The sequence below is a fragment of the Streptomyces doebereineriae genome (assembly GCF_031845645.1).
GTDB classification, from domain to species: domain Bacteria; phylum Actinomycetota; class Actinomycetes; order Streptomycetales; family Streptomycetaceae; genus Streptomyces; species Streptomyces canus.
The window spans coordinates 1-1,462 of the sequence record NZ_JAVREZ010000052.1 but is presented as its reverse complement, the minus strand read 5'-3'; the positions used below and the strand labels follow the sequence as shown (position 1 = coordinate 1,462).

At 69.6% G+C, this 1,462-nt stretch carries 1 protein-coding gene; it reads left to right on the top strand.

Annotated elements, in window-relative coordinates; all coding sequences use genetic code 11:
• Nucleotides 1-1,423, top strand: a 1,423-nt coding sequence (locus RNB18_RS50630) for an ISL3 family transposase (protein ID WP_311720876.1), incomplete at its 5' end; no start/stop codon positions are given.
• Nucleotides 1,424-1,462: the final 39 nt, after the last annotated feature.

Genomic DNA, 1,462 nt, shown 5'->3' with positions numbered 1-1,462 from the left:
GGCGGTGCCGTGTCCGGTGTGCGGGACGCCGACAGCGAAGGTGCACGGTTATCACCGCCGAACGGTGAGGGACGTGCCGGTTGACGGCCGCCCGGTCATCGTGCGCCTGCGCGTACGGCGGCTGGCCTGTCCGGCCCTGGGCTGCTGGAGGCAGACCTTCCGCGAGCAGATTCCCGGACTGCTTGAGCGCCATCAACGCCGCACGGTGCGGCTTGTCGAGCAGATATCCGAGGTGGCGCGGGAGTTATGTGGCCGGGCGGCCGCACGCCTGGCCGGCCTGCTGGCCGTGCCCGTTTCCCGCAGCACCGCGCTGCGCCATCTGCGGCGCCTGCCGCTGCCGCAGCAGACGGTCCCACAAGTGATCGGCGTGGACGATTTCGCCCTGCGCCGCCGCCACCGCTACGCCACGATCATCACGGATGCCGAAACCGGCAGACGCGTCGCGGTCCTGCCCGACCGCGAGGCGGCCACCCTGGAGTCCTGGCTGCGGGAGCACCGCAGCGGTGTCGAGGTCGTGTGCCGAGACGGATCGGCCACCTACGCCGAGGCCGTCCGCCGTGCCCTGCCCGACGCGGTGCAGGTCAGCGACCGATGGCATCTCTGGCGCAACCTGTGCGACAAAGTCCTGCTCGAGGTCCGCGCGCACGCCAGCTGCTGGGCCACCATCAACCCGCCCCGCCCCGGCGGAGTACGCGAGGAGACCACCCGCGACCGCTGGAACAAGATCCACGATCTCCTCGGCCAGGGCGTCGGCCTGCTCGACTGCTCCCGCCGCCTGAACCTGGCCCTGAACACCGTCAAACGCTACGCCCGCATGCCCGAACCCCAGGCACTGCGCATCGCCCCCGCCTACCGGCCCACCCTCGTCGACCCCTACCGCGAGCACCTGCGTCGGCGCCGTGCCGAGGTTCCCGCCGTCCCGGTCACCCACCTCCTCGAAGAGATCCGGGAGTTGGGCTACACCGGCAGCGCCAACCTGCTGGTCCGCTACCTCAACCAGGGCCGTGCCGAAGGCGACCGCCCTGTCACCACCCCGCGCCACGCCAGCCGTCTCCTGCTCACCGACCCCGAAAACCTGCGTCCGAAGGAAACGACCCTGTTGGAGAAGATCGCTGCGGCCTGCCCGGAGATGACCGCACTCGCCGATCTCGTACGCGGCTTCGCCGCCCTGCTGAAACCGGCCGAGGGCAACGACGTGAAACTCACCCAGTGGATCAATCACGCCCGTGCCTTCGACCTGCCTCACCTGCGCAGTTTCACCAACGGTCTCGAAATCGACCGGTCCGCCGTGAACGCCGGCCTCACCTTGCCCTACCACAACGGCCGCACCGAAGGCGTCAACACCCGCACCAAACGGATCATGAGGCAGATGCACGGACGTGCCGGATTCGACCTCCTCCGCCACCGCATTCTGCTCGCTTGACGGGCACCCAACGTCACCACCGACTACGGGCCAGAGCCA